We start from the raw sequence: 21,773 nt of genomic DNA, 5'->3' as shown, positions 1-21,773 counted from the left end.
TTGTGCGTCTGCGGTCTCGGGTCGGATCGATACGTAGCTTCCATGGTCCCACGGGTGGCGACCGGGGACGGGTTTGGGCCACCGAATGGGCCGCTGGTAGTGTGGGGGGCTGTGTCTCATGCCCTCTCAGCGCGAGGCACACCCCAAGAAATCACCGGTGCGGGTCCACTGCGGCTCCGTGCCAGAACCTGTAGAGGCTCATTCGTGGCGAACATCAAGTCCCAGATCAAGCGGAACAAGACCAACGAGAAGGCCCGGCTGCGCAACAAGGCCGTCAAGTCCTCTCTGAAGACCGCGATCCGCAAGGCCCGTGAGGCCGCCGCCGCGGGTGACACCGAGAAGGCCACCGAGTACCAGCGCGCTGCCGCGCGTCAGCTCGACAAGGCCGTCTCCAAGGGCGTCATCCACAAGAACCAGGCCGCCAACAAGAAGTCGGCGCTGGCTCAGAAGGTCGCGGCCGTCAAGGGCTGAACCACCCTTTTGATCTGACCGTCGGCGGGACCCCGGGCGGGCCCTCTCTCATCCGCCCCCGGCCGGCACCCCGAGCTCGTACGCGGCCTGCGTTCGCCACGCGGGTGCGAGCTCACACGCTTCAACCGAAGGCCCCGCCCTCACACCCTTCCCCGGGTGGTGGGCGGGGCTTTCGGCCTCTTCCGTGCCGTTGCGCCCGGGCCGTTGTGCCCGGGCCGTTATGCCCGCCCCCTCGACCGGGCCGCGCGGGCGATCGTGACGACCGCCTTCTCCAGGGCGTACTCCGGGTCGTCCCCACCGCCCTTCACGCCCGCGTCCGCCTCGGCGACCGCGCGCAGCGCGACGGCCACACCGTCCGGGGACCAGCCGCGCATCTGCTGCCGCACCTGGTTGATCTTCCAGGGCGGCATACCGAGATCGGCGGGGCCTGCGTTCGGCGACGACTGCAGCTTGCCGATCGCCCGTACGCCCTGGGCCAGCGCGCTGGTGATCAGCACCGGGGCCACGCCGGTCGACAGCGACCAGCGCAGGGCCTCCAGGGCCTCCGCCGCGCGTCCCTCGACCGCGCGGTCGGCGACCGCGAAGCTCGACGCCTCGGCCCGCCCGGTGTAGTACCGCCCGACGACCGCCTCGTCGATCGTGCCCTCGACGTCCGCGACCAGCTGGGACACCGCCGAGGCCAGCTCCCGCAGATCGCTGCCGATGGCGTCGACCAGCGCCTGGCACGCCTCCGGGGTGGCCGACCGGCCGGCGGTCCGGAACTCGCCCCGCACGAAGGCCATCCGGTCCGCCGGCTTGGTCATCTTCGGGCACGCCACCTCCCGCGCCCCCGCCTTGCGCGCCGCGTCGAGCAGCCCCTTGCCCTTGGCTCCGCCCGCGTGCAGCAGGACGAGCGTGATCTCCTCGGCCGGCGAGCCGAGGTACGCCTTCACGTCCTTGACGGTGTCGGCGGACAGGTCCTGCGCATTGCGTACGACCACGACCTTGCGCTCCGCGAAGAGCGACGGGCTGGTCAGCTCGGCGAGGGTGCCGGGCTGGAGCTGGTCCGGTGTCAGGTCGCGTACGTCCGTGTCGGAGTCGGCGGCCCTCGCGGCGGCCACCACCTCCCGCACGGCACGGTCGAGCAGCAGGTCCTCCTGGCCCACGGCGAGCGTCACCGGGGCGAGAAGGTCGTCGGATGCGGTCTTCCTGGCCATCGCGACAAGCATCCCACGCGCCACTGACACCGCCGCCCGGCCGGCGGTCACCGGGCTACGGCTCCTCCCGCCAGCCGTCCCACCCGGCCACGAACTCGTTCAGCTCCCCGGGGTCCAGCCGGGCCGGCTCGTCCCGCAGGACGACGAGCCACTGCGCGTCCTCCGCGTCGTCCTCCCCCGCCAGGGCGTCCCGCACCAGCCGCGGCTCCTCGTCCACGCCGAACCGTTCCCCGAGGGCCTCGGCCACCTCCTCCGCGGCATCACGGTCGGGCAGCACCAGCACATGTCGCACATCACTCACACGGGCCATTGTCCGGTACGGGGGTCAGCTGCCCGTCCCGGTAGGGGAGGCAGCCGCCCGTCCCGGTGCCGGGTCAGCTGCCCGTACCGGTGCCGCGCACCGTCGGCACCGTGTCCAGCGCGATCCCGAACCGGTCCCGGTAGAGCGCGAGCACCTCCTCGTCCGTCCCGGTCTCGTGCTCCTGCCGCGTCCCGTCCGGCGCGGTGACCGTGAACCGCCGACCGCTGAGCGTGATCCTGCCCCCGTCCCCGGTGATCCGCGAGCACACCGGCGACCGCGTGAAGTGGGAGGCCGGTGAGGTGCTGTGCCACCACGCCCCGACCGTGAAGTCGGCGAGCGCCCTCGGCCGGACCTCCAGGCGGTACACCGGCCGCCCGTTCCGGCTCACGTCCAGGTCCGCCGCCTCCACCCGGTCGGACCCGCCGCGCACCCCGGCCGCGTCGGCACCCGCCTCGGCGATCCGGAACGTGCCCCCGGGATCCTCCTGCTCCCCGCGCTCCCCGAAGGCCAGCGGCAGGTGGAAGTGGGCGCCGAAACCGACGTCGGCCAGCCAGTCGCCGCCGTCCACCGTCCGCACCCGCAGCGCGAGATGGTCGTACGGGATGCCGAGCCGGCCTCCGTCGCCGTACACCCGCGCCGCGAGCAGCTGGACGTCGTAACCGAGGGCGGCGAGCAACGCCCCGAAGGCGCCGTTGAGTTCGTAGCAGAACCCGCCCCGCCGCGCCTCCACCACCTTGTCCAGCAGCCGCTTCCCGTCCAGCACGATCTCCTCGCCGAGATGAATGGACAGGTTCTCGAACGGCACGGTCTCCAGATGCCGCAGATGCAGCTCGCGCAGCGCGTCCACGGTGGGCCAGGCGGGCTGCTCGACGCCCAGGCGGCACAGATAGGCGTCGACTCCCGCGGTGTTCATCCCCTCAGTCATGCCCTCAGTGTCGCGCCACCCGCAACTCCTTGCCCCCGTTCCCGCCGACGGCCACCGCCAGCGCCCCGTCCCGGTCCGTGCGCAGCACCGTCGCTCCCCCGGCCCGCAGGGCGGCGACCGTGCCCGGTGCCGGGTGCCCGTACGTGTTGTCCTCCCCCGTGCTGATCAGCGCCAGCCGTGGGGCCGCCCGGCGTACGAGGTCCGGGTCCTGGTACGCGGAGCCGTGATGGGCGACCTTGAGGACGTCCACGTCGGCCAGTCTCCCGGCCGCCGGTGATCTCGCCAGGGCGCGCTGGGACGGGGGTTCCAGGTCTCCGAGGAGCAGCAGGCGCAGGCCTGCCGTGCGGACCAGCATGGCGACGCTGGCGTCGTTCGGGCCTTCCGGCGCGGAGTGGGCGCCCGGTGGGGGCCACACCACCTCCCAGGACAGTTCTCCCGTGCGCCGCACCTCACCGGCGGCGGCGTGCGTCACCGGGATGTGGCGGGCGGCGGCGAGTCTTCGGACGAACGCGGCCTGGCCGGCGGGTTCCTCGAAGGCCGTCGTCCCGATGGCGCCGACCGCGCGTCCGCGCAGTACGCCGGGCAGGCCCGCCACATGGTCGGCGTGGAAGTGGGTCAGGACGACGAGCGGGACGCTGGTGATGCCGAGGGAGCGCAGACAGTGGTCGACGAGGGCCGGGTCGGGGCCGGCGTCCACGACCACGCCGGCGTTCCCGCCCGCCGCCAGCACCAGCGCGTCGCCCTGGCCGACATCGCACATCACCATCCGCCAGCCCGGCGGGGGCCAGCCCGTGATCGCCCGGGTGAGGGGGCGTGGCTGTATCACCACCAGTACCAGCAGGAGTGCGCAGGCGGTGCACCACCAGGGGTGTCCCAGCAGGCGGCGGCCCACGAGCAGTGCCGTCAGGGTGAGGGCGCCGAGCGCCGCCGCGCCGGCCCAGCTGCCGGGCCAGTCCACTCCCGCGCCGGGCAGCGCGGCCCCCGTTCTGGCGACCTGTGCGAGCCACTCCGCGGGCCAGCTCGCGCACCAGGCCAGCGCCTTCGCCGCCGGCATCACCACCGGTGCCGTGGCCAGGGCCAGGAAGCCCAGCACCGTGGCCGGTGCGAGCGCGAACTCCGCGAGCAGGTTGCACGGGATCGCCACCAGGCTGACCCGTGCCGCCAGCACGGTGACCACCGGTGCGCACACGGCCTGCGCGGCACCCGCGGCGGCCAGCGCCTCCGCGAGGCGGGGCGGCACCCCGCGCCGCCGCAGTCCCGCGCTCCAGCGCGGCGCGAGGGTGAGCAGCGCTCCGGTGGCCAGCACGGAGAGCAGGAAGCCGTGACTGCGGGCCAGCCACGGGTCGTACAGCACCAGGAGCAGGACCGCCGTCGCCAGCGCCGGGATCAGTGATCTGCGACGGCCGGTGGCGAGCGCGAGCAGGGCGACGGATCCGCAGGCGGCGGCCCGCAGCACGCTGGGGTCGGGCCGGCACACGACGACGAAGGCGAGGGAGAGCACGGCGCCGAGGAGTGCGGTGGCCCGCAGGGAGATGCCGAGGCGGGGTGCGAGTCCGCGGCGCTCGGCCTGCTGCGCCAGGCCGGGCGGGCCGAGGAGCAGGGCGAGGAGGATGGTGAAGTTGGCGCCGGAGACGGCGAGCGTGTGGGTGAGGTCGGTCTCCCGGAACGCCTCGTCCAGTTCCGGGGTGATCCTCGCGGTGTCGCCCACGACCAGGCCGGGCAGCAGCGCCCGCGCGTCCGCCGGCAGTCCGTCGGTCGCTTCCCGCAGTCCGGCCCGCAGCCGTCCCGCCAGCCGCTGCGGACCCGACGGCCGGCCCACGGTCTCCGGGCCGTCGCGGCCCTTCACCCGCAGCACTGCGGCGAACCGGTCGCCGCCCGCCCTCGCCGGGGCGAGCCGTGCCTCGACGCGGAGGCGGGTGGAGGGCAGGAGGGCGAGCCAGGGGGAGCGGCCCTCGGTGTCCGGTGCGGTGCGGTCGGACGGGCCCGGGTCGACGATCAGCAGTACGGGCGTGCGGGTCGTCTCCGCCGTGCCGTCGGCCCGCTCCACCCGTCGTACGTCGGCCTCGATCAGTACGGATGCCGGGGCCATGTGGTTGCCGCTGACCCTGGGCCGGGTGAGCCGGGGGTCGGAGGTGGTCTCGACCTCGGCGGTCACCGGGGCGTACTCCCGCGCCAGTGCGGGCACGGGGCCCCGTCGCAGGTCCGCGCCGTGCAGTCCCGCCGATCCGGCGGCCGCTGCGACGCAGAGCAGGACGGCGGTGGTGGCGTGGGCGGTGGCCCGTGCCCGCCCGGTCAGGCGGCTGCGCGCCACGAGGAGAGCGCCGGCCGTCAGCAGGGAGACGATCACCGTGCCCGCCGCCCGGCCGGGCGGGGCGTGCAGCATCACGGCGGCCGCGGCCCAGGCGGCCAGGGCGGGCGGGACCAGTCGTAGGTCCGTCGGTCCCTCCTGCCTCGGGTGCGCGGCTCCGAGCCGCTTCCCGGAGGCGGCGTGGACACGCTGCCGGGCGGTGGGCTGCGGGGGCGGTGGCGCCGCCGGGTCCGTCGGCTCGGTCCTCATGGCCGTACGAGGTTCCGCAGGTCCGCGAAACGGCGGTCGCCGATGCCGTTCACCTCGCGGAGTTCGTCCACCGCGCGGAAGCCGCCGTTGCGGGTGCGGTAGTCGAGGATGTGCTGGGCCAGCACGGGGCCTACTCCGGGGAGAGTGTCGAGCTGGTCGAGGGTGGCGGTGTTGAGGGACACCGGCGTGGTGGGACCGGCTCCCGCCGCCGCACCCGTACCGCCGGGGGCTGCCGCGGCCGGTGCCGGGCCCCCTACGACCACCTGCTCGCCGTCGACGAGGAAACGGGCGCGGTTCAGGGTGTCGGTCCTGGTGCCGGGCCGCACTCCGCCGGCTGCCCGCAGCGCGTCCTCGACGCGTGAACCGGCGGGCAGGCGGTGGATTCCCGGGTCCCGCACCTTGCCGCTGACGTCGACCACGATCTCGGTCCCCGCCGGGCCCGGGGCGCCGGGCTTCACCGCACCGTCCGGCACGGCCTCCCCCTTCGCCGCGTCCTTGACGTGCTCCCCGTGCGGAACCGCCGCCGCCCGCACCACCTCCGGTGCCCGTACCGGCTGGGTCCGCCCGGCCCAGAAGTGCTGTACGGCGAATCCCACAGCGACCACGAGCAGCACCGACAGCGCGACCACGCTCCGCCGTTCCATCCCGCACCGCGTCTGCACCCACAACGGCAGGCGCTCCCGCAGCGCGAGCCCGGCCCGCTCCCGCCGTCGCCCCCGTACGGACGCACCGCCGGCTTCCTCCGGGCCCGCGACATCGCCCTCGTCATCCACCGCGCCCGCACCACCACCGGGCCCCGCCGCGAGGGAGTCCCCAGCCGTCGCCCGCCCCCGCGCAGCCTGCCGGTCCACGGCCGCCGCCCGCCCCGGCCCCACCGACCGCTCCGGAGTCACCGACCGGCCCACGTCCGCCGACCGGTTCCCGGCCCTCGCCGCATGCTCCCCGGCGCCCCGACGTTCCACAGTCACCGAGCGGCCCTGGGCCGGCACGTGATCCGCAGCCGCCCCACGGTCCGCACCCCCCACCCGCCCCGCGGCCCCCGACCGGTCCCCGGCCTCCGAAGAACCGGCCCGCGTAATACGGCGGGTGCCGGTCAGGGCCCAGGCCGGGGGGCGCCTGCCGTGCGTGGTGCGGTCGTCGCCGTCGAACAGTGACTCCGCCCGGCGGCGGAGTTCCTCCGCCGCCGCCCGGCGGTCCCGGTGCGGGGTCCGGCCGCGGGGTCCGGTGGGGCGGCGGTGGCGGGCGCGGCCGTCGGAGGCGGATGGGCGGCCCGGGCCGCTGGTCGCCGTCGCTGCGCGTGAGCGTGATCGAAGTGCCATGCCAGGAGGATCCGGCACATCGGCCCACTCGCGATGATCTTGCTCGGTTTCCGGGGACTACCGCCCGACTGTGGACAACTCCGTCATCCGTACGAGCACACCGGCCTCACCGGGCCGAGACCACGACCCCCAGCAGCCCGGGCCCCGTGTGCGCCCCGATCACCGCGCCCACCTCGCTGACGTGCAGGTCGGCCAGTCCCGGCAGCCGGGTCCGCAGCCGGTCCGCGAGGGCCGAAGCGCGCTCCTGCGCGGCGAGATGGTGGACGGCGACGTCGACCTCCGCCCCGCCCGCCCGCTCGGCCGCGATCTCCTCCAGGCGGGCGATCGCCTTCGACGCCGTACGCACCTTCTCCAGCGGTTCGATACGGCCGCCCGCGAGCTGCAGCAGCGGCTTGACCGCAAGGGCCGAGCCCAGCAGGGCCTGCGCGGCACCGATCCGGCCGCCCCGGCGCAGATAGTCGAGCGTGTCGACGTAGAAGTAGGCGGACGTGTCCGCGGCCCGCTTCTCCGCGGCCGTGACCGCCTCGTCCACCGTGCCGCCCGCCTCCGCGGTCTCCGCCGCCGCCAGCGCGCAGAACCCGAGCGCCATCGCGATCATGCCGGTGTCCACCACCCGTACCGGCACCGGAGCCTGCCGGGCCGCGACGACCGCCGCGTCGTAGGTGCCGGAGAGCTCGGCGGAGAGGTGGAGGGAGACGATGCCGGTCGCGCCCGACTCGGCGACCCTGCGGTAGGTCTCGGCGAACACCTCGGGGCCGGGCCGCGAGGTCGTGACCGGGCGCCGCTTCTGCAAAGCCTGGGCGAGGGAGCGGGTGGAGATCTCGGTGCCCTCTTCGAGCGCGCGGTCGCCCAGGACCACGGTCAGGGGTACCGCCGTGATGCGGTGCCGCTCCATCGTCAGGGCCGGCAGGTAGGCCGTTGAATCGGTGACGATCGCGACATGGCGGGACATGAGCTGGAGGTTACCTGCCGTGGTGCCCGTGCGGCAGCCCGGCCTCGCGGGGCGGGGCCGACGGTGGCCGGATCAGGAGGTGCTCATGTGGTGCTCTCGGGGCGGGGCTTCTTCTGCCAGGAGTAGGTGGGGCGCGGTGCCGGCGGGGTGATGGCGGGCCGCTGTTCCGGTTCCTTCGCCGGGGCGGGCTCCGGGGTGTCCTGCCGGGTCCGGCCGGCCGTCGGGGCGTCGGTGGCGGGGGTCTCGGGCCAGGGCGGGGGTGCCGGGTGCTGTTCCGTGGTGGTCCAGTGGCGCAGGGCCCCGGCCTCCATGTCGATCTGCTCGCTCAGCGAGTCCAGGTCGTCGGAGGCGAACCGGCGGGCGCGGTCGCGGGCCGCCCAGCGCAGGGAGTCCGCGGCGCTCGTGATGCGCTCGGTGCGCTCGCGCAGCTCGGGCAGCCGGGCGGCGAGGGTGGTGCGGTCCGGTTCGGACTCCAGGCGCCTGAGTTCGCCGTCCAGTTCGTGGCCGTGCGCGCTGAGCCGCTGAAAGAGGCCGAGGGACTCCTTGAGGGACTCGTCCTCGGCGACGGCGGCCTCCAGGGCGTCCTGGGTGGCCCGCATGGAGGTGCGCAGCCCCAGCCGGAGCTGGGCGATCTCGCCGGCCGGACCGGGCTGCACGAAGGCCTTGGCCCGCAGGGTGTGATCCTCGACCGTGCGGCGGGCCTGGGTGATGTGGCGGTCGGCGCTGCGCTTGGCGGCGCCGACGACCTTCACCGTGGCGTAGGCGCCGAGCACGACGAAGAGCACGAAGAGCAGGGCGACCACTGCGAACACCGTCTCCACGAAGCTCCTCCTCCGGGCCCTTCCGGCCTGTCCCGGCGCACTTCGCGCCGCTCTTCAACGGTAAACGCAGCGGGCAGGTCCGGAGTTCCTGAAAAACCCCGAACCTGCCCGTAGGGGACCACCCGGACCACCGGTACCCCGGTACCACCGGGATCCCGGTATCACCGGGCGCCCTGAGGTCCGTCCGGCGGATCGCACCGGCCGGACCCCGGAACGCTCACCTCACGCCGGGACGATGTTCACCAGCTTCGGCGCCCGGACGATCACCTTGCGGATCCCGGCCCCGTCCAGCGCCGCGACGACCCGCTCGTCGGCCAGCGCGACCTTCTCCAGCTCGTCCTCGGCGATGCCCGGGGACACCTCCAGCCGCGCCTTGACCTTGCCCTTGATCTGCACGACACAGGTGACGGTCTCGTCGATCACGTACGCCGGGTCGGCGACCGGGAAGTCCCGGTGCACCACCGAATCCGTGTGCCCCAGCTTGCGCCACAGCTCCTCGGCGATGTGCGGGGCCAGCGGGGCGACCAGCAGCACCAGGGACTCCGCGACGGGGCGCGGCAGCGCGTCTCCCCGCTTGGTCAGGTGGTTGTTCAGCTCGGTGACCTTGGCGATGGCGGTGTTGAAGCGCATGCCCTCCAGGTCGCCGCGCACGCCGTCGATCGCCTTGTGCAGGGCGCGCAGGGTGTCCTCGTCGACGTCGTCGGTGTCGACGACGGTGACGTCACCGCTCGTCTCGTCGACGATGTTGCGCCACAGCCGCTGCAGCAGCCGGAACTGGCCGACCACCGCGCGGGTGTCCCACGGCCGGGAGACGTCCAGCGGGCCCATGGCCATCTCGTACAGGCGCAGCGTGTCGGCCCCGTACTCGGCGCAGATCTCGTCCGGAGTGACCGCGTTCTTCAGGGACTTGCCCATCTTGCCCAGCAGCCGGGAGACCTTCTCGCCCTGGTACCAGTAGCCGCCGTCGCGCTCCTCCACCTCGGCGGCCGGTACGGCGATGCCCCGGCTGTCGCGGTAGACGTAGGCCTGGATCATGCCCTGGTTGAACAGCTTGTGGAACGGCTCCGCGGACGACACGTGCCCCAGGTCGTACAGCACCTTGGACCAGAAACGGGCGTACAGCAGGTGCAGCACGGCGTGTTCGGCGCCGCCGACGTACAGGTCGACGCCACCGTGCGGCATGCCCTCGCGCGGGCCCATCCAGTACTGCTCGACGGCCGGGTCGACCAGCTTCTCGCTGTTGTGCGGGTCCAGGTAGCGCAGCTCGTACCAGCAGGAACCGGCCCAGTTGGGCATGGTGTTGGTCTCGCGGCGGTACTTCTTCGGCCCGTCGCCCAGGTCCAGGGTGACGTTGACCCAGTCCTCGTTGCGCGACAGCGGCGTCTCGGGCCGGGTGTCGGCGTCGTCCGGGTCGAAGGTGCGCGGGCTGTAGTCCTCGACCTCGGGCAGCTCCAGCGGCAGCATCGACTCGGGCAGGGCGTGGGCGACGCCGTCCTCGTCGTAGACGATCGGGAAGGGCTCGCCCCAGTAGCGCTGCCGGCTGAACAGCCAGTCGCGCAGGCGGAAGTTGACGGTGCCCTCGCCGTGGCCCGATCGCTCCAGCCACTCGATGATGCGCGCCTTGGCCTCGGCGACGCCCAGGCCGTCCAGGGAGACCTCGTCGTTCGACGAGTCGATGATCCTCGCGTCGTACGAGGAGAAGGCGTTCTCCCACGTGGAGGTGTCCGTGCCGCGGCCGTCGGTCGGCTCGACGATGCAGCGGATCGGCAGCTCGAAGGCGCGCGCGAACTCGAAGTCGCGCTGGTCCCCCGCCGGGACGGCCATGATCGCGCCGGTGCCGTAGCCCATCAGGACGTAGTCGGCGATGAAGACGGGGACCCGCTCGCCGTTGACCGGGTTGGTGGCGTACGCGCCGATGAAGACGCCGGTCTTGTCCTTGGCCTCGGCCTGCCGCTCGACGTCGGACTTGGAGGCGGCCTGCGCGCGGTAGGCGGCGACGGCCTCCGCGGGCGTGGCGTGCCCGCCGGTCCACACCTCGTGGGTGCCCTCGGGCCACTCCTGGGGCGTGAACTTCTCGACCAGCGGGTGCTCGGGCGCCAGCACCATGTAGGTCGCGCCGAACAGGGTGTCGGGGCGGGTGGTGAAGACGGTGATCTTCTCGCCGTCGATCGGGAAGCCGACGCGGGCGCCCTCGGAGCGGCCGATCCAGTTGCGCTGCTGCAGCTTGATGGCCTCGGGCCAGTCCAGGGCGTCCAGGTCGTCAAGGAGGCGGTCGGCATAAGCCGTAATGCGCATGTTCCACTGGCGCAGCTTGGCCTTGAAGACGGGGAAGTTGCCGCGCTCGGAGCGTCCCTCGGCGGTGACCTCCTCGTTGGCCAGCACGGTGCCCAGGCCGGGGCACCAGTTGACCGGCGCGTCGGAGGCGTAGGCCAGGCGGTACTCGCCCAGGACGTCGGCGCGCTCGGCCTCGGTCAGCTCGCTCCAGGAGCGGTCGCCGGGGACGCCGCGCTCACCGGACTCGAACTTCTCGACCAGCTCGGAGATCGGGCGGGCCCGCTTCGCCTCGTCGTCGTACCAGGAGTTGAAGATCTGCAGGAAGATCCACTGGGTCCACTTGTAGTAGTCCGGGTCGATCGTGGCGAACGAGCGGCGCTTGTCGTGGCCCAGGCCCAGCCGGCGCAGCTGGGACTTCATGTTCTCCATGTTGGCCTCGGTCGACACGCGCGGGTGCGTGCCGGTCTGCACCGCGTACTGCTCGGCGGGCAGGCCGAAGGCGTCGAAGCCCAGGGTGTGCAGGACGTTGTGCCCGGTCATGCGCTGGAAACGGGCGAAGACGTCGGTGGCGATGTAGCCCAGCGGGTGTCCGACGTGCAGTCCCGCACCGGAGGGGTACGGGAACATGTCCATGATGAACTTCTTGGGCCTGGCGGCCGTCTCCGGATCGCCCGACAGGTCGCCGCTCGGGTTGGGCGCGGCGTAGGTGCCGTCGGCGTCCCAGAAGTCCTGCCAGCGTGCCTCGATCTCGGCGGCCAGGGCGGCCGTGTAGCGGTGCGGCGCGGCCTCCGCGGCTGCGGGGTTCGTCTCGCTCATGATCCTCAATGCTCCATCGATCGTCTCTGCCTGCTGCTGCGAACTTCCCGGAAATGAAAAATCCCCTCGCACAGGAGGGGACGCCGCGCCGATTCCGACCTGCCGGTCACCGGCGGTCGGGACTGATCAGCGCGGCTCGCTAAGCAGAAGGCGTACGGCACGCATGGCGCCAGGGTACCGCAGCCGCCGATCCGGCCGCGACGCGCTTCCACGACGCGTTGACCCAAGGTCAAAGATTACTTCGCGTAACGACCGCTAAGGGACATCACAACGGCCTCATTGTCTTTTGATAACAGCGCAATAACTCAAACCTCGTACTCATCGGTATGACGACCCTTAGAGTTCGGCAGCGGGACCGCTTTACCGAACCTTCGGAGACGCCCCATGAACCCTCGTCCAGACAGCAGCCCACCCCCCGCTCGGGGCCGGTCGGCTGCGACCCCGTCGTGCCCGCTCCGCGTCGGGACGCCGGGAGGCAGGTCGTGAGGCCGGACGACAGCACGGCGGACGACTGGCTCGTCGAGTTCCTCAGCTTCGGTGCGGGCGTACTGTCCCTGGTCTGCCTGAGCTGTTCGGTGATCTGGGGACTCGTCGCCCAGGACCGCATCCTGCTCGGCCCCCGGCAGCGGATCCTGGCGCAGGCGGTGCACCGGACGACCGCGGTCGCCTCGATCGTCTTCCTGCTGGTGCACATCGTCGTCAAGCTGCTGCAGGAGCACACCACCTGGATCGCCGCGGTGATCCCCTTCGGACTGCTCCTCACCGACGACGAGGCCGTCGCCGGCAGGGGGGTCCTCATCGGGCTCGGCACCCTCGCCGGGATGCTGATGATCTTCGTCGGCATCACCGGTGTGCTGCGCAACCGCTTCGCCTCCCCGGCGCCGGTCGCGGCCCGCTGGCGGGCGATGCACATGCTGGCCTATCCGGCCTGGTGCGCCGCGCTGGTGCACGGCCTCTACGCGGGTCGAGCGGCGAAGCCGGTCTTCACGATCCTCTACGGGCTGTCCGTGGTCGGCGTCATGGCGGCCCTCGCCGTGCGCGCCTCCCCGCCCCGCGTGAAGCGCAGAATCGCCGACCGGCTCACCGCACTGCTCGGCGCCGCCGACCAGCAGCGGAGCCGTGAGAAGCAGTTGGAGGAGAGCAGGTCCCGGGCGGCCGAGTCCCCCCTGCCGGGATACGACGGCGGGCGCGGCTCCGCGCGGGGCGACGGGCGTCCGCGCGGGGACGGCGACTGGCGGAGCGATGTCCCGCGCGGCGGGCGCCCGCTGTACGAGACCGCCGAACGCGCGCCCGCCCCGGAACCGGCGAACGGCTTCGCGGCCGCCTACCGCGCGGTGTCGACGCCCGGCGGGACGCCGTTCGGACAGACCCCCCTCACCGACGCGACCGCCCGCATGGAACTGCCGCTGGACATGCAGCCCACGGAGGCCATCCCGCGCGTGGACGGCCCCTCGAGCACCTCGGGCAACTGGCCGATCCCGTCCCCGCCACCGGTCGGCGAGGCCCCGCCGTCGGCGTACGACCCGCTCCAGGACACCGGATACAACATCCCGGCCTATGACAATTCGGCCGCCTCCGGGTTCGGTTCACGTGATGTGCGCGACACCGGTGAGACGAACGGCCTCTACGGCACGTACAACCCGGGTGACACGTACAACAGCGGTCCCGCCCCCGCACCGAACCCCGGCGCGTCGTCGTCCTACGACTTCGACGCACCGGGTTCGGGTGAATCCTGGAACACGACGAACACACCGAACACGTCGTCCGGAGGCTTCAATTGAACCCTCCCCCGACAACAGCATTGGAAGAGTTGCGCGTGCTTGGTCCTCGCGACACACGGCAGTCGGTCCGTCCGGCCGACCGGTCCGTCTGTCGTCTCCGGGGTGAAACCCCGTTTCCCGCCCTGCCGCGCAGGAGCCCGATTTCTCTCCCGGCCGAAGCCGGGGGCACCCTCGGAGGTCGCTGGTGAACGAGGCCCTGCCCGACGTACCCGAAGTCCGCGTGGTCGGGCTTCCCCAGCTCACGTCGGGCTTCGACCTTGTCGACCGGCTCGATCTGCCCATGCACCTCAAGGTGCACGGGCCGCTCGAGCCCCTGGGCGGTGAGCAGCTCGCGCAGCTCGCCGAACGCATCAACCTCAGGGGCCGCGGCGGCGCGGGGTTCCCCTTCCACAAGAAGCTGCGCTCGGTCGCCGAGACGGCGATCAAGCGCGGCGTGCGGCCGGTCGTCGTCGTCAACGGCAGCGAGGACGAACCGGCCTGCCGCAAGGACACGGTGCTGATCAACCGTGCTCCGCACCTCATCCTGGACGGCGCGCTGCTGTGCGCCGAGGCCATGGGTGCCCGCACGCTCGTGGTGGGGGTCACCCGGGAGTCCACCCAGCGCTCCATGGAGGCCGCGCTCGCCGAACGCGGCCTGAACAACGGACGCCGCTCCGCGCTGCGCGCCCGTGTGCAGCGCAACCCGGTCCGCATGGTCACCGGCGCGGCGGCCTCCCTGATCCGCTCGATCGACGGCGGCCCGGCGATCCCGCCGGGCCGCAAGACCAGCGCCTCGAAGAACGGCGTCGGCGGCGCTCCCACGCTGCTGTCCAACGCCGAGACGTTCGCCCAGCTCGCCATCGCCGCCCGCATCGGCCCGGAGCGCTACGGCAACACCGGCCTGTACGACGAACCGGGCACCGTGATGCTCACGGTGTCGGGGGCGGTGGCCCGCCCGATGGTGATCGAGGCACCGACGGGTGTGCCGCTGCGCTACATCCTCCAGCTCGCCGGGGCTCCCCCGGTGCCGCAGGGGGTGCTGACGGGCGGCTACCACGGCAAGTGGATCGACGCGGCGACCGTCAACGAGGCGATCGTCTCCCGTAACTCCCTGGATGCCGTGGGCGGTGCGCTCGGCGCCGGGGCGATCCTGCCGATCAGTCAGGACACCTGTCCGCTGGGCGAGTCGCTGCGGGTCGCCCAGTGGCTGGCGGAGGAGAGTGCCGGCCAGTGCGGCCCCTGCTACCTGGGGCTGCCGGCCGCCGCGCGCGGCCTGGAGGACATCCTCAACGGAGGCGGTCCCGCCGCCCTGGAGGCGGTCAAGCAGGTCGCCAAGAACGTGAAGCGGCGCGGGGCGTGTTCGCACCCGGACGGCTCCGCGATGTTCCTGGAGTCGACCGTCAAGGCGTTCACCGACGACCTCGCCGCGCATGTCCTCGGCAATGGCTGCGGACGGCCCGTGGCGGGCGTCCTGCCGCTCTTCGAGGGGGGCAGGGCCCCTACGGGCATCCCGGGCGGCGGAGGCGAGGAGAACGGGCCCAGCCGCCAGAAGATCTACGTCGACTGGACGCTGTGCCGGGGCCACGGCCTGTGCGCGGACATCCTCCCGGAGGTGTTCCAGCTCGGCGCGGACGGCTTCCCGACGGTGGCTCAGGCCCAGGTGCCGCGTTTCGCGGAGGCGAAGGCGCTGCGGGCGGTGCGCCGCTGCCCGGCGCTGGCCCTGCGTATCGAGGACGAGTCGCCCCAGGCGAAGGCGCCGTCCCGCAATCTGCCGGTGCTCTCGCAGGGACGCGGCCGGCGCGCCCTGGGCCGCTGAGACGGGTCCCGGGCCGCTGCGGCGGTCCGGGACAAGCAGCAAGGTCCCGGACAACCAGCGAGGGCGGACCATCCGTTCGGATGGTCCGCCCTCGACTTCTGTGGAGCTAAGGAGAATTGAACTCCTGACCTCCTGCATGCCATGCAGGCGCTCTACCAACTGAGCTATAGCCCCTTGCTGCCACGCGGCGGAGCCGCATGTCCTTCGTGTCGCCCGGTTTCCCCGGCGGCGACGCCAACTTTACACGGTCCACCCGGGCCAACACCAAATCGGTTTCGCTTCGCTCGCCTATGTCCCGAATTTCCCTCACCGAGGGTCACGCGGTCACGAACGAATAGAAGCGCTTGAGCGTGCAGTGCTCCTCCAGCAGCCGACCGTAGATCGGCTCCCCCTCGAGTTCGCGGTACGTCTCGATGGGGTCGCCTTTTATGATCAGCGCCCGCGCGCATTCCTCGCACCAGTACTGGTAGTCGGGGTTGAGCGGCTCCATGTCCCGGACGATCGGCGTCCCGCTGCCGCACCAGTCGCACTTCCGCCTGTGTGCACCCATCGGTCAGCTCCAGCTGTGGCCGCAGGCCGTGCACACGTAGGAGATCCCGCCGTTGTCGCCGAGCACCTGGGCGACGTGCGCGGAGCCGCAGGAAGGGCAGCTGAGGCGGGTAGAGGTCCGTCGCGTCGACACCGCTCCGAGGAGGTGGTCGACCTCCTCGAGGATGCTCGCAGGCATCACAACTCCCTCCCGTCGGGCCGCGCCCCCTTCCGGCCGTTTGATTCTGCCACGACCGGGCCGACACGGTCAGCGACGCCGGGGTACCGGTCGGGACACGGCTCGACGCCTCGCGGAGGTATACGCCCGTGAGAGCCGTCCTGCTCAACGGCGGACAACAAAAGATCCCGCCTCCCTGGGGGAGGCGGGATCTTCGTCATGTGGAGCTAAGGAGAATTGAACTCCTGACCTCCTGCATGCCATGCAGGCGCTCTACCAACTGAGCTATAGCCCCTGGTTGCCACGTGACGCGGCTTCCTGGTGTTCTCTCCCGCTCGGCGGGGCGAACAAGAAGAACTCTAGCCTGTGACCTGCCGGAAAGTGAAATCCGGGTCCCGGGGCGCCCCGGGGCCGGATCGAAGCACTCTCAGTCGTCGTCGCCGAGCACCGGTTCCGGCAGGGTGCCGGCGTTGTGCTCGAGCAGCCGCCAGCCGCGGGCACCCTCGCCGAGGACGGACCAGCAGCAGTTGGTGAGACCGCCCAGGCTCTCCCAGTTGTGCGGGTCGAGTCCGAGCAGCCGGCCGATGGTGGTGCGGATGGTGCCGCCGTGGCTGACCACGACGAGCGTGCCGTCCCCGGGGAGCTTGTCGACGTGCCGCAGCACCACGGGGGCGGCGCGGTCGGCGACCTCGGTCTCCAGCTCGCCCCCGCCCCGGCGGACCGGCTCGCCGCGCTTCCACGCGGTGTACTCGTCTCCGTACCTGGCGATGATCTCGTCGTGCGTCAGGCCCTGCCAGACACCCGCGTAGGTCTCCCGCAGGGCCTCGTCGAGGGTGACGTCGAGGCCGGTGAGCGCGGCGAGCTCGGCGGCGGTGGCCGCGGCCCGCCTCAGGTCGGAGGCGACGATCGCGTCGGGCTTGAGCCCCGCGAGGAGGCGGGCGGACCGGCGTGCCTGGGCGACGCCGGTCTCGGTGAGGTCCACGTCCGTGGAGCCCTGGAAGCGGCGCTCCACGTTCCAGGACGTCTGGCCGTGCCGCCACAGGATGACGCGGCGGCCCCGGCGCGCGGACCCGCCCACCTCACCGGTGGCGCTCACCACTCACCGCCGGTCTGCGCGGCCTCCTCGGCCTCCTGGAGCTTCGCGTGCTCGGCGGCCTTGCCGCGGGTGGCCTTGGCGTCCTCGGGCAGCTCCAGCTCGGGGCAGTCCTTCCACAGCCGCTCCAGGGCGTAGAAGACGCGCTCCTCGCTGTGCTGGACGTGGACGACGATGTCGACGTAGTCGAGCAGCACCCAGCGGGCCTCGCGGTCGCCCTCGCGGCGGACCGGCTTGGCGCCGAGCTCCTTGCTGAGCCGCTCCTCGATCTCGTCGACGATCGACTTGACCTGGCGGTCGTTGGGGGCGGAGGCCAGCAGGAAGGCGTCGGTGATGGACAGCACGTCACTGACGTCGTAGGCGACGATGTCGTGCGCGAGCTTGTCGGCGGCCGCCTGGGCGGCGGCGGTGACGAGCTCGAGGGAACGGTCGGTTGCGGTCACTGCGAGGCTTTCGGTCGGTGGACACTTGCTCCCAAGGGTCTCACGGACCGCCGGGCGCACCTTCCGCAATTACGGAGGGTGCGCCCGGAACGCGCTACGAGCCGGGGTCGTAGTCCTGGCCGAGGACGACCGAGACGCGGGCGTTCGCGGAGACCTCGCCCTTGGTGACGGAGTCGGCGGGCAGCCCCAGGGTCTTGGCGACCTCGGTGGCGTTCTCCTTCTCGGCGGCGTCGGCGTAGACGACCTTCGAGGCGGTCTCGGCGGTGCCGGCGGTGCCCGCGTCCCGGAAGGTGAAGCCGCCGTTGAGGAGCACCACGCGGGCCTTCTCGGTGTTGTCCTTCGTCCCGGTGGCGTTGCGCACGGAGACGCTGACGGCGGCGTCCTTGTCGGGGCTCTTGGCGGTGCCGCCGAGGACGTCCTTGACGACGCTGTCGCTCGCCTCCGCGGTGAGCGTGCCGTCGTCCTGCACGGGCAGCAGCGCGCTCTTGTGGTCGCCGCCCTTGGCGCGGTCGGAGAGCCGGGCGAGGAAGGAGCCGAGGTCCTTGTCGGTGAGCGGCGGCTCGATGATCTGCCCGAGGGTCTGGACGGTGGTCGTGGCGGCGTCCGGGTCGGAGGTCATCTTGCGCAGGACGCCGTGCAGGACCTGCCCGAACCGCTCCAGCTGGGCGTTCTGGGACTCTCCGGAGCCGCGGTGGGTGGCGTAGGCGACGGCCATCTTGCCGCTGAGGGTCTGGTTCTTCCCCTTCCTGACCAGGGGTGCCTCGCCCTTCTTCCCGGCGTCCGGGTCGGGCACGTCGGTGTCGGTGTCGATCTCGATGTTGCCGACGAGGTCGACGAGGGTGAGCAGGAAGGGGGTGTCCAGCCGCCAGGTGCCCTCGATGTCGGTGCCGAGGACGGTGTCGAGGGCGGTCCTGGTGCCCTCGGAGCCGTCGTCCTCGACGGACTTGGCGAGCGTGGTGGTGGTGCCGTCGTCGGCGGTCAGGGTGAGGGAGTTGGGCAGCAGCACGGTGGTGCCCTGCTCGGTGGTGGTGTTGTCGACGAGCAGGGCGGTGGCGGTGCCGCCGTCGGTGGTGTCGTGCAGGTGTACGACGATGACGTCCCGCTTCTGCGCGCCCGCGGCCGTCGTGGTGCCCGTGCCGGGGCCGGAGTCGGACAGGCCGGGCAGTTTCCCGGCGTACCAGAGGTAGCCGACGCCGCCGGCCACGACCAGGGCGAACACCACGACGAGGGCGACGATCCGGCTGCGGGCTCGGCGCTTGGCCTCCTCCCGGCGCTCGGTGCGGTTCTCCGTGAACTTCATCCAGTCGATGACGTCCTCGGAGTCGCCGTCGGGCTCCTCGACGAAGGCGAACTGCTCGGTGCGGTAGTCCGGTGCGGGTCCGGCGGTGTCCTGCTCGTCGTCGGCCGGGCCGGGCTGCTGCGGGATGTGCGCGGTCTGCTCGGTGACACGGGGCTGCTGCCCGGTGTGCGTGGTCTGCCCGTAGGGGTCGTACGGGGTGCTCTGGCCGTCCTGGCCGCTCTGCTGAGTGCCGTAGGAGTCGTAGGAGTCGTAGGACGGCGCCTGCGGCTGCTGCGGGGCCCCGGTCCCGGTCCCGTAGGGGTCGTACGAGGGCTGCTGGTGTCCTCCCGTGTGGTACGGGTCGTAGCCGTAGCCCTGCTGCTGGTAACCGTCGTACTGCTGGGCCTGCCGGCCCTGCTGGTCCGTGGCCTGGCGGTAGACGGGCCTGCCGTACTCGTCGTAGCCGACGAGCTCGTACGGGGCGCCGCCCCCGTCGGCCCCGTAACCCGCGTCGTATCGGTCGTTCACCGGTGCCCCTCTCGGCTCACTCGCCGCGGTACAGCTCGCGCTTGTCGATGTAGCGCACGACTCCGTCCGGCACCAGGTACCAGACGGGTTCCCCCTTGGAGACTCTCGCACGGCAGTCCGTGGAGGAGATGGCGAGGGCGGGAACCTCGACGAGCGAGACACCGCCCTCGGGCAGGCCCGCGTCGGTCAGGTGGTGGCCGGGCCTGGTCACGCCGATGAAGTGTGCCAGGGAGAACAGTTCCTCGCTGTCGCGCCAGGTGAGGATCTGGGCGAGGGCGTCGGCGCCGGTGATGAAGAACAGGTCGCTGTCCGGGTTGAGCGCGCGCAGGTCGCGCAGGGTGTCCGTGGTGTAGGTGGGACCGCCGCGGTCGATGTCGATGCGGCTCACCGAGAACTGCGGGTTCTCGGCGGTCGCGATGACCGTCATCAGATAGCGGTCCTCGGCGGCGGACACCGCGCGGTGGCTCTTCTGCCACGGCTGGCCGGTGGGGACGAACACCACCTCGTCGAGGCGGAACTGCGCCGCGACCTCACTGGCCGCCACCAGGTGCCCGTGGTGGATCGGGTCGAAGGTGCCGCCCATCACGCCGAGACGGCGCCTGCCCTGCCGCGCCGGGCCGCTGCCGGGGCCGGTAGGCATGTCCTGCTCTCCCATGCGTGCAGACCCTACCGGCCCGGCCTGAACACCCCGTCCGCCAGGGCGGCCGGCGGAGGGCTCAGCGGTCGCGGTTGAAGCGGGTGGTGATCCACAGCAGGAGCAGCAGGACGAACAGGGCGCCGCCGCCGGTGAGGGCGGGGCTGAGGCTCTCGTGGTTGCCTCCGTGCTCTCCGCCCTCGGCGGCGAGGGTGGCGAACTGGGCAGCGGTGCTGTGGATGCTCATCTTCGGCAGAACCTATCGCGTGTGGGCGGGACAAAGACGTCGCCTCATCGTATGCGGGGGCCCTCGCGCCGATCACGCCGACTCCGCCGTTGCGGGCCCGGTGGCGGGCGGAAGGAACCTTCCCCGCCGCTCAGTCGTCCTTCCGGCTGTAGCCGCGCAACAGGAACCACGCGGTGAGCGCACAGCCCACCACCATCACGATCAGAAGCACCCGGAGCAAGATCCCCGCACCTCCTCGGCCGTCCCGTCCGTCACTGCCCGTCCACGGTAACTCCGCCTGGGCCGGGCATCGCCTCGGGGGAGCGAAGGGCCGTACAAGGGGCCGCGAAGGGTCACTCAGACGCACATGGGGGATACATGTCCGACGGCCATCAGCACAACGGGCACGAGAGCGTGCCGAGCAGGCAGCGCAGGCGCTTCCCCGGGATCTCCACGCGGGCGTACGAACATCCGGCGGACCGCTCCGCGCTGGTGGCGCTGCGCAAGCTGACCGGTTTCGACACGGTGTTCAAGGCGCTGAGCGGTCTGCTGCCCGAGCGCAGTCTGCGGCTGCTGTTCCTGTCCGACTCGGTGCGGGTCTCGGACCGGCAGTTCGCGCATCTCAACGACATGCTGCGGGACGCCTGCTACATCCTGGACCTGGAGAAGGTCCCGTCGATGTACGTCAAGCAGGACCCGAATCCGAACGCGATGTGCATCGGCATGGACGAGCCGATCATCGTGGTGACCACCGGTCTGGTGGAACTGCTCGACGAGGAGGAGATGCGGGCGGTCGTCGGGCACGAGGTCGGGCACGCGCTGTCCGGGCACTCGGTGTACCGGACGATCCTGCTGTTCCTGACGTCGCTGGCGGTCCGCGTCGCGTGGATCCCGCTCGGCAACGTCGCGATCATGGCGATCGTGACGGCGCTGCGCGAGTGGTTCCGCAAGTCGGAGCTGTCGGCGGACCGCGCGGGGCTGCTGGTCGGCCAGGACGTGCAGGCCTCGATGCGCGGCCTGATGAAGATCGCGGGCGGCAACCACCTGCACGAGATGAACGTGGACGCGTTCCTGGAGCAGGCCGAGGAGTACGAGGCGGGGGGCGACCTGCGCGACTCCGTGCTGAAGATCCTCAACGTGCTGCCCCGCTCGCACCCGTTCACCACCGTGCGGGCGGCCGAGCTGAAGAAGTGGGCGGCCTCCCGTGACTTCCAGCGGATCATGGACGGCCACTACCCGCGCCGCGAGGAGGACAAGGACGCCTCGGTGCGGGACTCCTGGCGGGACTCGGCGAGCAGCTACGCGGACGAGGTGCGCAACTCCAAGGACCCGCTGATGAAGCTGGTCAGCGACATCGCGGGAGGCGCCGGAGACCTGGGCGGCCGGGTGCGCCGCGGCTTCGGCGGCTTCACGTCCTCGGAGCCGAAGTCCCCGAAGCCGGGTGCGCCGTCGGGCACCGAGGACGACGAGCCGCCGCGCGACGGGGCGTAGCCCCGCCCGACCACGGCGGCCGGCGCCCCCGCTCATGCCCACATGGTGCACCCCGCCACTGACGACGCCGATCGCCCCCGCCGCCCCTTCCCGTCCCGAACCTGGGGCTCCGCCCCAGACCCCGCTCCTCAAACGCCGGAGGGGCTAAATTTCAGCCCCTCCGGC

General features: G+C 72.2%; 20 protein-coding genes and 2 tRNA genes. 4 read left to right on the top strand and 18 right to left on the bottom strand.

What is annotated here, in order from left to right:
* Positions 1–204 precede the first annotated feature (204 nt).
* Entirely contained in the window at positions 205–471 is a 267-nt protein-coding gene (gene rpsT, locus ACFV5H_RS30845) for a 30S ribosomal protein S20 (protein ID WP_189555767.1), read from the top strand.
* A gap of 218 nt (positions 472–689) precedes the next feature.
* On the opposite strand, the gene holA is transcribed toward rpsT, so the two are convergent.
* The 8 genes from holA to leuS form a co-directional block, all read right to left on the bottom strand.
* Entirely contained in the window at positions 690–1,667 is a 978-nt protein-coding gene (holA, locus tag ACFV5H_RS30840; RefSeq protein WP_385058090.1) for a DNA polymerase III subunit delta, read from the bottom strand.
* 55 nt (positions 1,668–1,722) lie between these two features.
* The gene (locus tag ACFV5H_RS30835) at positions 1,723–1,977 is read right to left on the bottom strand and encodes a hypothetical protein (RefSeq protein WP_385058088.1); all 255 of its coding nucleotides are present in this window, start codon (positions 1,975–1,977) and stop codon (positions 1,723–1,725) included.
* Positions 1,978–2,041: 64 nt separating this feature from the next.
* A complete protein-coding gene (locus tag ACFV5H_RS30830) occupies positions 2,042–2,881 on the bottom strand; it encodes an arylamine N-acetyltransferase (protein ID WP_385198240.1) in 840 nt (279 codons plus the stop codon).
* 16 nt (positions 2,882–2,897) lie between these two features.
* On the bottom strand, positions 2,898–5,450 hold the full coding sequence (locus ACFV5H_RS30825) for a ComEC/Rec2 family competence protein (protein ID WP_385198223.1): 2,553 nt from the start codon (positions 5,448–5,450) through the stop codon (positions 2,898–2,900).
* Positions 5,447–6,301 carry a helix-hairpin-helix domain-containing protein gene (locus ACFV5H_RS30820; protein ID WP_385198221.1) on the bottom strand — a complete coding sequence of 285 codons (855 nt, stop codon included), beginning with the start codon at positions 6,299–6,301 and terminating at the stop codon, positions 5,447–5,449. The genes ACFV5H_RS30825 and ACFV5H_RS30820 overlap by 4 nt, the downstream gene beginning before the upstream one ends.
* Before the next feature lie 574 nt (positions 6,302–6,875).
* On the bottom strand, positions 6,876–7,721 hold the full coding sequence (locus ACFV5H_RS30815; RefSeq protein ID WP_385058082.1) for a DegV family protein: 846 nt from the start codon (positions 7,719–7,721) through the stop codon (positions 6,876–6,878).
* A gap of 83 nt (positions 7,722–7,804) precedes the next feature.
* Positions 7,805–8,542, bottom strand: coding sequence for a hypothetical protein (locus ACFV5H_RS30810; protein WP_385198219.1), 738 nt, complete (start codon positions 8,540–8,542; stop codon positions 7,805–7,807).
* Positions 8,543–8,764: 222 nt separating this feature from the next.
* The gene (leuS, locus tag ACFV5H_RS30805; RefSeq protein WP_385198218.1) at positions 8,765–11,632 is read right to left on the bottom strand and encodes a leucine--tRNA ligase; all 2,868 of its coding nucleotides are present in this window, start codon (positions 11,630–11,632) and stop codon (positions 8,765–8,767) included.
* Positions 11,633–12,114: 482 nt separating this feature from the next.
* On the opposite strand from leuS, the gene ACFV5H_RS30800 reads away from it, so the two are divergent.
* Together ACFV5H_RS30800 and ACFV5H_RS30795 are read left to right on the top strand one after the other, a co-directional pair.
* Complete coding sequence (locus tag ACFV5H_RS30800; RefSeq protein ID WP_385198216.1) at positions 12,115–13,413, top strand: cytochrome b/b6 domain-containing protein; 1,299 nt, start codon at positions 12,115–12,117, stop codon at positions 13,411–13,413.
* Between the two features lie 184 nt (positions 13,414–13,597).
* Positions 13,598–15,208, top strand: coding sequence for an NADH-ubiquinone oxidoreductase-F iron-sulfur binding region domain-containing protein (locus tag ACFV5H_RS30795; RefSeq protein WP_385058074.1), 1,611 nt, complete (start codon positions 13,598–13,600; stop codon positions 15,206–15,208).
* A gap of 101 nt (positions 15,209–15,309) precedes the next feature.
* On the opposite strand, the gene ACFV5H_RS30790 is transcribed toward ACFV5H_RS30795, so the two are convergent.
* The 10 genes from ACFV5H_RS30790 to ACFV5H_RS30745 form a co-directional block, all read right to left on the bottom strand.
* A tRNA-Ala gene (locus ACFV5H_RS30790) sits at positions 15,310–15,382 on the bottom strand.
* A 142-nt stretch (positions 15,383–15,524) separates the two neighbouring features.
* Entirely contained in the window at positions 15,525–15,758 is a 234-nt protein-coding gene (locus ACFV5H_RS30785; RefSeq protein ID WP_019523121.1) for a hypothetical protein, read from the bottom strand.
* A 3-nt stretch (positions 15,759–15,761) separates the two neighbouring features.
* On the bottom strand, positions 15,762–15,935 hold the full coding sequence (locus ACFV5H_RS30780; RefSeq protein WP_006136075.1) for a hypothetical protein: 174 nt from the start codon (positions 15,933–15,935) through the stop codon (positions 15,762–15,764).
* Between the two features lie 201 nt (positions 15,936–16,136).
* Positions 16,137–16,209 (bottom strand) — tRNA-Ala (locus tag ACFV5H_RS30775).
* 132 nt (positions 16,210–16,341) lie between these two features.
* Positions 16,342–17,010, bottom strand: a complete 669-nt coding sequence (locus ACFV5H_RS30770) for a histidine phosphatase family protein (protein WP_385052493.1) — start codon at positions 17,008–17,010, stop codon at positions 16,342–16,344.
* Complete coding sequence (rsfS, locus tag ACFV5H_RS30765) at positions 17,007–17,450, bottom strand: ribosome silencing factor (RefSeq protein ID WP_385052495.1); 444 nt, start codon at positions 17,448–17,450, stop codon at positions 17,007–17,009. Before rsfS ends, ACFV5H_RS30770 begins: the two co-directional genes overlap by 4 nt.
* 94 nt (positions 17,451–17,544) lie before the next feature.
* Positions 17,545–19,257, bottom strand: coding sequence for a LytR C-terminal domain-containing protein (locus ACFV5H_RS30760; protein WP_385198215.1), 1,713 nt, complete (start codon positions 19,255–19,257; stop codon positions 17,545–17,547).
* Positions 19,258–19,273: 16 nt separating this feature from the next.
* Positions 19,274–19,912: a nicotinate-nucleotide adenylyltransferase gene (gene nadD / locus ACFV5H_RS30755; RefSeq protein ID WP_385052501.1), complete on the bottom strand. Its 639-nt coding sequence runs from the start codon at positions 19,910–19,912 to the stop codon at positions 19,274–19,276.
* Positions 19,913–19,973: 61 nt separating this feature from the next.
* The gene (locus ACFV5H_RS30750; RefSeq protein ID WP_385052503.1) at positions 19,974–20,138 is read right to left on the bottom strand and encodes a hypothetical protein; all 165 of its coding nucleotides are present in this window, start codon (positions 20,136–20,138) and stop codon (positions 19,974–19,976) included.
* Between the two features lie 130 nt (positions 20,139–20,268).
* Positions 20,269–20,478, bottom strand: coding sequence for a hypothetical protein (locus ACFV5H_RS30745; protein ID WP_385052584.1), 210 nt, complete (start codon positions 20,476–20,478; stop codon positions 20,269–20,271).
* A 17-nt stretch (positions 20,479–20,495) separates the two neighbouring features.
* Here ACFV5H_RS30745 and ACFV5H_RS30740 point away from each other — a divergent pair, with 17 nt between their 5' ends.
* Positions 20,496–21,608, top strand: coding sequence for a M48 family metallopeptidase (locus ACFV5H_RS30740; protein ID WP_385052506.1), 1,113 nt, complete (start codon positions 20,496–20,498; stop codon positions 21,606–21,608).
* Positions 21,609–21,773: the final 165 nt, after the last annotated feature.

Origin of the sequence: Streptomyces sp. NPDC059787 (assembly GCF_042732315.1) — a bacterium.
Taxonomy (GTDB): domain Bacteria; phylum Actinomycetota; class Actinomycetes; order Streptomycetales; family Streptomycetaceae; genus Streptomyces; species Streptomyces atrovirens.
The sequence above is the reverse complement of the archived record's forward strand: the minus strand, read 5'-3'. Positions and strand labels throughout refer to the sequence as shown.

Excerpts from the sequence above, each read along its gene's own strand:
- ACFV5H_RS30780 (WP_006136075.1), bottom strand. The coding sequence starts at position 15,935 with ATGCCTGCGAGCATCCTCGAGGAGGTCGACCACCTCCTCGGAGCGGTG.
- ACFV5H_RS30825 (WP_385198223.1), bottom strand. The coding sequence starts at position 5,450 with ATGAGGACCGAGCCGACGGACCCGGCGGCGCCACCGCCCCCGCAGCCC.
- holA (WP_385058090.1), bottom strand. The coding sequence starts at position 1,667 with ATGGCCAGGAAGACCGCATCCGACGACCTTCTCGCCCCGGTGACGCTC.
- ACFV5H_RS30835 (WP_385058088.1), bottom strand. The coding sequence starts at position 1,977 with ATGGCCCGTGTGAGTGATGTGCGACATGTGCTGGTGCTGCCCGACCGT.
- ACFV5H_RS30740 (WP_385052506.1), top strand. The coding sequence starts at position 20,496 with ATGTCCGACGGCCATCAGCACAACGGGCACGAGAGCGTGCCGAGCAGG.
- nadD (WP_385052501.1), bottom strand. The coding sequence starts at position 19,912 with ATGGGAGAGCAGGACATGCCTACCGGCCCCGGCAGCGGCCCGGCGCGG.
- ACFV5H_RS30830 (WP_385198240.1), bottom strand. The coding sequence starts at position 2,881 with ATGAACACCGCGGGAGTCGACGCCTATCTGTGCCGCCTGGGCGTCGAG.
- ACFV5H_RS30815 (WP_385058082.1), bottom strand. The coding sequence starts at position 7,721 with ATGTCCCGCCATGTCGCGATCGTCACCGATTCAACGGCCTACCTGCCG.
- ACFV5H_RS30750 (WP_385052503.1), bottom strand. The coding sequence starts at position 20,138 with ATGAGCATCCACAGCACCGCTGCCCAGTTCGCCACCCTCGCCGCCGAG.
- ACFV5H_RS30785 (WP_019523121.1), bottom strand. The coding sequence starts at position 15,758 with ATGGGTGCACACAGGCGGAAGTGCGACTGGTGCGGCAGCGGGACGCCG.
- leuS (WP_385198218.1), bottom strand. The coding sequence starts at position 11,632 with ATGAGCGAGACGAACCCCGCAGCCGCGGAGGCCGCGCCGCACCGCTAC.